The 7387-nt window shown below is 35.0% G+C and carries 9 protein-coding genes; 5 read left to right on the top strand and 4 right to left on the bottom strand.

What is annotated here, in order from left to right; genetic code table 11:
* Window positions 1-236 precede the first annotated feature (236 nt).
* The 4 genes from AB6N09_RS02280 to AB6N09_RS02265 all read left to right on the top strand — a co-directional run bounded on the left by AB6N09_RS02280 (window position 237) and on the right by AB6N09_RS02265 (window position 2899).
* The gene (locus AB6N09_RS02280; protein ID WP_411131341.1) at window positions 237-770 is read left to right on the top strand and encodes an HK97 family phage prohead protease; all 534 of its coding nucleotides are present in this window, start codon (window positions 237-239) and stop codon (window positions 768-770) included.
* 457 nt (window positions 771-1227) lie between these two features.
* A complete protein-coding gene (locus AB6N09_RS02275) occupies window positions 1228-1686 on the top strand; it encodes a hypothetical protein (protein ID WP_411131340.1) in 459 nt (152 codons plus the stop codon).
* On the top strand, window positions 1683-2300 hold the full coding sequence (locus AB6N09_RS02270; RefSeq protein ID WP_411131339.1) for a hypothetical protein: 618 nt from the start codon (window positions 1683-1685) through the stop codon (window positions 2298-2300). The genes AB6N09_RS02275 and AB6N09_RS02270 overlap by 4 nt, the downstream gene beginning before the upstream one ends.
* 140 nt (window positions 2301-2440) lie before the next feature.
* Window positions 2441-2899 carry a hypothetical protein gene (locus AB6N09_RS02265; RefSeq protein ID WP_411131338.1) on the top strand — a complete coding sequence of 153 codons (459 nt, stop codon included), beginning with the start codon at window positions 2441-2443 and terminating at the stop codon, window positions 2897-2899.
* Here the strand turns inward: AB6N09_RS02265 and AB6N09_RS02260 are convergent.
* A complete protein-coding gene (locus tag AB6N09_RS02260; RefSeq protein WP_411131337.1) occupies window positions 2896-4065 on the bottom strand; it encodes a CCA tRNA nucleotidyltransferase in 1170 nt (389 codons plus the stop codon). The two genes, AB6N09_RS02265 and AB6N09_RS02260, sit on opposite strands and share 4 nt — an antisense overlap.
* A gap of 134 nt (window positions 4066-4199) precedes the next feature.
* The gene (locus tag AB6N09_RS02255; RefSeq protein ID WP_411131336.1) at window positions 4200-4886 is read right to left on the bottom strand and encodes an OTU domain-containing protein; all 687 of its coding nucleotides are present in this window, start codon (window positions 4884-4886) and stop codon (window positions 4200-4202) included.
* A gap of 434 nt (window positions 4887-5320) precedes the next feature.
* Between AB6N09_RS02255 and ychF the strand changes: the two genes are divergently transcribed.
* Window positions 5321-6415 (top strand): redox-regulated ATPase YchF, encoded by a 1095-nt coding sequence (ychF, locus tag AB6N09_RS02250; RefSeq protein ID WP_411131335.1) that lies wholly within the window; start codon window positions 5321-5323, stop codon window positions 6413-6415.
* Between the two features lie 3 nt (window positions 6416-6418).
* On the opposite strand, the gene AB6N09_RS02245 is transcribed toward ychF, so the two are convergent.
* Together AB6N09_RS02245 and AB6N09_RS02240 are read right to left on the bottom strand one after the other, a co-directional pair.
* A complete protein-coding gene (locus AB6N09_RS02245) occupies window positions 6419-6880 on the bottom strand; it encodes a hypothetical protein (protein ID WP_411131334.1) in 462 nt (153 codons plus the stop codon).
* 67 nt (window positions 6881-6947) lie between these two features.
* Window positions 6948-7382 (bottom strand): hypothetical protein, encoded by a 435-nt coding sequence (locus tag AB6N09_RS02240; protein ID WP_411131333.1) that lies wholly within the window; start codon window positions 7380-7382, stop codon window positions 6948-6950.
* Window positions 7383-7387: the final 5 nt, after the last annotated feature.

The following is a 7387-nucleotide window of genomic DNA, read 5'->3' as shown; positions in this document are numbered from 1 at the left end:
CAGTATAGTACGCCAATTTGTAGGATTAGAGAGTAAGCAACTTCTACTACTGGATTCTTTTGCCTTTTTCTCCATCTGGTAAATTTCTTAAATATTTATTACTAAAGTAGTATTATGGATACCAAATTTGATATTAGAAAAATACTTCCCTTTTTCTGGAGCACTTTAGTATAATGAGTTTAGTATTGTAAATTACTTCAAGTAAAATTTTTGGTACTAAATCTACAGTGGGCTTTATGAATAAGAAATTTCTCTGTTCATCATTATCAATAAAAAGTATAGAGGAAAACGGTTTATTTTCTGGTTATGCGAGCGTTTTTAACATAGTTGATAAACAGAATGATCTGATCTTACCTGGGGTATTTAAAGAAAACTTGAATAAAGATAAAACAAAACTTCTCTGGCAGCACAACCCGAGCGAACCTATAGGTTATATTATAGATATTCATGAAAATGATGTTGGTCTGTATATAACTGCACATTTACTTTTAGGTATCCAAAAGGCAGAAGAAGTTTACTTGATGCTTAAAACTGGAGTAATCAAAGGACTTTCAATTGGCTATATACCTATAGAGTATGACATTTATCATGAAAGTGGAGCTCTGGTGTTGAAACAAGTGGAATTATGGGAAGTAAGTTTGGTTACTTTTCCTGCAAATTTAGCTGCTCAGGTAGTTAATGTAAAAAGTCAGGATAACGAGCAGAAGATGTTGATAAGAGCAATAAAAAAGGCAAAAGATGTGCTCACAGGCACGTATATTTCTACTTAAAGCTTACCGCAAGCAAGAGCTTTACTGTAAATACTTACTTAACATTTAAGGCGTTCAGGTTAGGTTTAACATTCGCATTAATGCTTACCTAATATTCACACCAATATATATAATTTTGTTACTATTTTTGATGGTCGTTAATAAAATTCGACTCTCAGTTTGGGAAAAGTTTTTAAAGTTTAAAAGATAAGGTGGTTTTATGCTCAATGCTAACAATGAAATCAGTGTTAAGAAGGAAGAAAGAAAACACAGTTGGTCCACCGTATTTGCTTGGTTATACCTAAAAACGATTGGATGAATATTGCCCAAGAGATGAAACAGATGGGCAGAAAATATTTTGTACTACGATTAAACCACTGCAGATAATGAAGTTCAAACTGATGCTTTTAAGACGGTAGATGAAAGTGCTCAAGTTGACTTAAAACCTGAAGTTGCTGAGAAAGAGAACCAAAGGAAATTGAAGGACGAGAACGAAAAATTAAAGGGAGAGCTGGAAGGAGCAAATCAGGTGCTAAAAGCGTTTATTGGACTTTGTGATGATCAAGCACAGCAGATTGCAAACTTACAAACAGGAAATGACCTTTTGGAAGAGGAAAATGGGGGGTTGAAGTCTAAACTTGCAGAATTTAAAAAGAGTTACAGAGAATTGGCAGAAGTTGTAGACAAACGAGGGAAAGAGTTTCTAGCAAAACTGAAGGAAAGATCCGAAACAATAGTGCGACTGGAGGGAGAATTAATTAACCTCAGCGCAGAGTTTGCAAATGAAACACAAAAGCTTTCGGTGGAGGGAGAAGAAAAAGATGCAAAAATAAACAATTTAAAGTGGCTGCTTGAAACCTTAGAACAAAATAAAAAGCAATGCAGGATAAAGTTGATGAGGAACAGAAAGCTATATCTGATCAGGAAAAAAGAATGAAAGAACAAGACACTTTATTTAAATTACTTACTGATAAAAATGAGGCTGTTGAGAAAGATAATGAGAGCCTACGAATCCAAATCATGGAGCTTGGGGGGAAAGTTAGTGGGTTAGGTCGTGAAAAAAAAGCTCTACAATCAAATGTGAATACACTGACTGCTCAGTTGCAAAGTGTTCAAGAATCTAAACAACAATTGGAGGAAGAAAAGAGTAATATCGAGCAACAAAAACAAGCTGAGTTAGAGCAAACTATATGCAAGAATGCTGAATTAGAAATTAAAGTAAGTGAATTGCGAAAAGAAAAAGCCCAGTTTGAAGAGCAGTTAGAAGCTATGAAAGAAGAACGTAAAATGCACGAAGAAAATCAGCGTGAGTTAGAAAGTCAATTGAAAAACTTAGAAAGTCGATTAAGTACAGCAATAAACAAGAAAAAGAACTTAGAAAATGATGTTGCTGAGTTACAAAAGCAAGCGCCTCCTTTAGAAGGAAATAAAGAATGGGAGTTAGCTGGAATAGATAGTACCTTAAATGAAACTTTTTTGACCATCATGGAATTGTTAGCGCAGCAACTACTACTAAATAATCAAGAGCAATCTGTAAAAGAAAAAAGTTAGAGGAGTTAACTTTATCCTATAGTGATCAAGTACATCAGATTGCAGGCTTACAAGCAAAAAATCTCTCGTTAGAAGCGAAGAATGGAAAATTGCTATCTGTGATTGAACGATCTATAATAGAGGAAACTGAAGTGAAGAAAATGGATGAAAAAGTAAGGCAAAATCAACTAAATGAAAATCAACATGTATTAGGGGACTTAGAATATAAATTAGAGAGCTTAGAAAGTCAAATCACTGTGGCAAAAATGCAACAACGGAAATATAGCTCCCACCAAGCGAATATGAAATCAATGGCCAAAAGTGAGGCTGATTTATCTAATGAGAAAAAAGTAAGTTTTGTTAAGAAGCGTAAAAATAACCTATATAATGAAAAATTTGCGCAGTCCTATACAAACTCTTTACCTGAAGACGCTCTGGAAAAGTCAATAAAAACTAAAGCAAAATCCTTAGGCTCAAGTAATGTTCAAAAACTAGCAAAAAATATAAGCAATGAATTTATGTTACCAAAAAATACAAACATCATACCTAACTCTTTCATGAGTCACACTAATAACACTGCGCATGTACTTTCATTAAGTAATGTAAGAACAGGTAGTTAAAGTAGGCTCTTAGCATAAAGTAACAACTCCTCTTTCGTTAAGGAATAGGAGCTGTCTTCCCAATATTGTTTTAGCAACTCCAAGTTTCTGCCCAAACTTTTCCCTGACTGATAACCTATATTTATCAAATCATCGCCAGATAAAGGAAATTTCTGGATATCGAACACTTTAGCAAGTGAGATATATTCATCAACGTTTGCTCCAGACTCAACACCACAAATTTTCACTAAATCACAATATAATTCTTTACCAAATAAAGATATGTATTTTTTTTGCTCTTTTTCTGAAAGCCCTGTTTTGATATTATTGGATACTAAAAATAGTAGCTTTTTCTTTTGCTTGTTTGAAAGACGTAAAAACTTGCTTATGTATTCTCCAAGATTTAGCCTGTCTTTGGTAGTTCTAAGAAGCAACGCTAATTTTACTAGCGCATCAGCACCAAAAAGAAGTGGTGAGGACAGGATTTCGCACTTTACTTCTTTGGGAATAATCTTTTGCAAAACATCAGATTTTTGCATACTCTTAAGCGTTGGAGCGGGGTCACCACACTCTAGCAATTTAAACATTTCGTCTCTTATTCTCTCTCCAGAGAGGTTTTGGATCATGTGCGAATGCTTTTTGCATACGTTCAATATTTCATCACTCAAATTTCCAACGCATATTTTTGCGTAAAACCGAAATACTCTTAAAATACGCAGATAGTCTTCCTTGATTCTATCTTCAGCATTGCCTATAAAGTTTAACTTTCGAGCTTTTAAGTCCTGAGTACCACCAAAGTAATCATATATATGGCCATGCTTGTCTGCGTATAGGGCGTTAAACGTGAAGTCGCGCCTTGAAGCATCAGCTTGCCAATTATTGGTAAATTCTACTTTCGCATGTCTACCGTTGCATTGAGTATCATACCTTAGCGTTGTGATCTCAAAAGATCTTTGGTTTAAAACTGCAGTGATAGTTCCATGTTTTAAGCCATTTGGAATAGTTTTTATATTGCGAAGTTTGAGCGCTTCAATCGCTTGATTAGGGAGTAGATTGGTAGCGAGGTCAATGTCGTGAATGTCACGCTGCAGAATTGAGTCCCTTACACACCCACCGACAAGCCTTGCCTCCCCACCAAACCTCTCTATGGCATCAATGATTAAACTAGTCTCATGGTCAACTTGCATTTAGGTTAGTATGTATTGCAGCTCATATTACATGAAATGCAAAGCTTTTGCAAAAAGCCTTATATAAAGATATACAGGGCTATGAAGATTTATTTTATTACAAGCTGCTGCTGATCAAATGGTTTTTCTATCCATCATCCTTTTTCACCACACCTTAGTAAACTTGAAGGGCTTTGCTCTTCAGAACGCTGAATACATTGCTTTATATCACTAACGCACTGCTCTACAACATCACTAATTTTTCCTTCAGGATTATTTTTCAATAACTCATCAAATCTCTTTTCAACTTCCGCCCTCTTAGAGATACCCTTTGAAAGGTTACAATATTCTAAGATCTCATTTATCTGAAGTTGTTTTGCGAATAGAAAGTCGTCTTGTTCTTGTTTTAGTTTATCTTCCTCTTGCAGTTGCTTTGCTAAACTTTTATTTATATCAAGCAATGGTTCGAAATGACTTTCACCATTACATACCATATGTATGGTAGATTGATCATTATAGTCTAAATTATCTTCTGGTAAACTGCCTGAAGAATCAATAAGACAATGTGTGTGACTTAAGTTACCAAAATCCTGCATATTTTTTAGCAATTTACTCGCTTCATCAGAGTTAATTTCTTTCAATTTTTGAGCAAGTGCTCCGTTAGAATCAGAGTTCATTATTGCTGACTGAATCTCTTTGCTAAACTTACTTCTGTCTTGAGACACTTCTCGTTGCAAAAACTTAAAATATGATTGATCTTCAACAACATGCAATGTTACACTATACTTCTCACAAAGTATTCTGCCTTCAATGTCAGGATCACCCCATCTATTACTGTCCATAATGTTTACTACATAGTCATTTACAGTTTCATTACGACGTGACTATTGTTATCATAACTGTTGGCAATTGCATTTGTAAACCACTCTGGCGGATTGTTTTGTGCAAATTTTTTACAATTATTTCTTAATTGCTCTACAGTAACTTGTGTTCCTATTTGCTGCTCTAGACTCTGTCTGAACGAGTCAAAAAACAGCTTCAATTATCAATTGCTTGTCCTACGTGGAAATTGTCAGGATAAGGGATGCCACTTAAAGAAGTTACTTTACCTCAGCATTCTGAAAATTTGGTAGCTTTTGTTTATTAGCTGTAGTCATAGTCTCTCCTCCTAATATAAGCTATATACTACTATACTAACAAAATTAGTAATAAGTAGATAATTAAGTATAGCAAAAATTCTTAAATTATGCATTAATTATAATTTTACATAGTAAATATGAGCTTTAATTGTGGCATAGTAGGACTGCCAAACATAGGAAAATCAACTTTATTTAATGCACTTACACAATCAAGTGCGGCTGAAGCTGCAAATTATCCTTTCTGTACAATTGAATCCAACGTTGGCAAAGTGCCAATAAGAGATCAACGCTTGAAACAAATCGCAGCAATTGCCGGCTCGGAGAAGATAATTTACAACCAACTAGAAGTTGTAGATATTGCAGGCCTGGTAAAAGGCGCAAGCAAAGGTGAAGGACTTGGTAATAAATTTTTAAGTCATATCAGAGAAGTTGATGCTATCGTTCATCTGCTCAGATGCTTTACGGATGACGACATCAGCCATGTACACAATACAATAGACCCAATATCAGATGCTGAAGTGGTGGAAATGGAATTAATACTAGCAGATATTGATAGCATAGAAAAAAGGCTGCCACAATTAGAAAAGAAAGCAAAGCAAGGTGATAAAGAACTAAAGAAACAACTTGATTTAATGCAAGAAATCTTAGCTACTTTAAGACTCGGTAAACCTGCAAGAAGCTTAGAACATATCGATAAAGATGAGATGAAGTTGCTTCAATTGCTGACAACAAAGCCTTTTATGTACGTCTGTAATGTCAAAGATACAAATATCACAACTGGCAATGAATTATCTAAAAAAGTAGAAAAGATAGCAGAAGAGAACAAGAGCAAATTTTATTGTATCTCAGCAAAACTTGAAGCAGAGATTGCAAACCTTGAAGACGAAGAAGAAAAACAGAGCTTCTTGTCAGAATTTGGCTTGCAAGAGTCAGGCCTTGATGGAGTAGCGCGTATTATGTATGAAGTGCTGAGTATGATAACTTTCTTTACTGTAGGGCCAAAAGAAGCACGTGCGTGGCCAGTAAAGATAGGATCTACAGCTGATAAAGCAGCGGGTGTGATTCACACTGATTTTGAAAAAGGCTTTATCAAAGCAGAAACAATAAGCTTTGCAGACTATGTAAAATATGGAAGCGAATCAGCCTGCAAGGACGCAGGAAAAATTCGCTACGAAGGCAGAGATTATATCGTGCAAGATGGCGATATAATGCACTTTAGGTTTAATGTATAATATTTATTGTTTCTCAATGGAAGGAGCTACTAATTTTGTAGTTCCTACTTCATCAAGAGCAGAGCCAGGCACAATGATATTCTCGCGTGGCTGTGTATTCTCCTTCTCCTTACATTGTGTTTGCTGGATTAGACATTTTTCTAAAACTTCATGTAAAGCTTTACCACCTATAAGTGCAACTCCATTTTGCTTAGCGAATTCTAAAATTTCCTTCGGTTCAACATTTTTACCGTTAGTAGTTGATTTTTTAATACTAATTTGACCAGAATTTATGCTTAGAACAATAACGCAACTAAGATCTTTTTCTGAGGTATTTTTTGCATTCCAACTAATTTCAATGTCGCACACTGCAAGCTTCGTAAAGGAGTAGTTCCTCTGTTGTTTCTCATTCTTCTCAATTGTTAATATTTTTTTGCCGTGGTCGTATATTTTTGCTCTTTTTACCTCGCTTTTCTCCTCTTCCATTCTTTTAATTTTTTCGGTGAAAAGGCGACTAGTTTCGAAAGTCTGTCCAGGTTTAGTAATGTTGATATTAAGATTCTCGTGAATATTGCGTTTGTGCCCTGCATGCTATATAATATCCATTAAAGAAAGCTGTCAGATCACTATTTAAAAACTCTTTCGCATCATTTATCCCTTGCCCAATTCTATCCGAATATATCTTCATCCTCTCCCTAAACTTCTCTCTGGCCTGGGTATCACACTTCTTACTTATTATATCCATTATCTCTTTTTCCTTGTGAAATACCATATCGACAAAGAGGAAAACATTCTTCTTTCTTCGATAATATTTTGCTATTTTATCAAATGGATTTGCCTCTTTACCTTTATTGTAATTCATATCATATAAATGGTGGTTAAATTGCCCACTTGAGAAATCCAAACTATCAAAATCCAATAATATGCTTTGTACCTCAGGATCGTCATCAAATTTATGCTTGTCCTCAGAAACTCCTTGTACAGTCAAGTGTT

The organism is Wolbachia endosymbiont of Tettigetta isshikii, assembly GCF_041154185.1.
Classification (GTDB): Bacteria; Pseudomonadota; Alphaproteobacteria; order Rickettsiales; family Anaplasmataceae; genus Wolbachia.
Note: the sequence above shows the minus strand (reverse complement) of the source record. Positions and strands in the feature narration are given on the sequence as shown.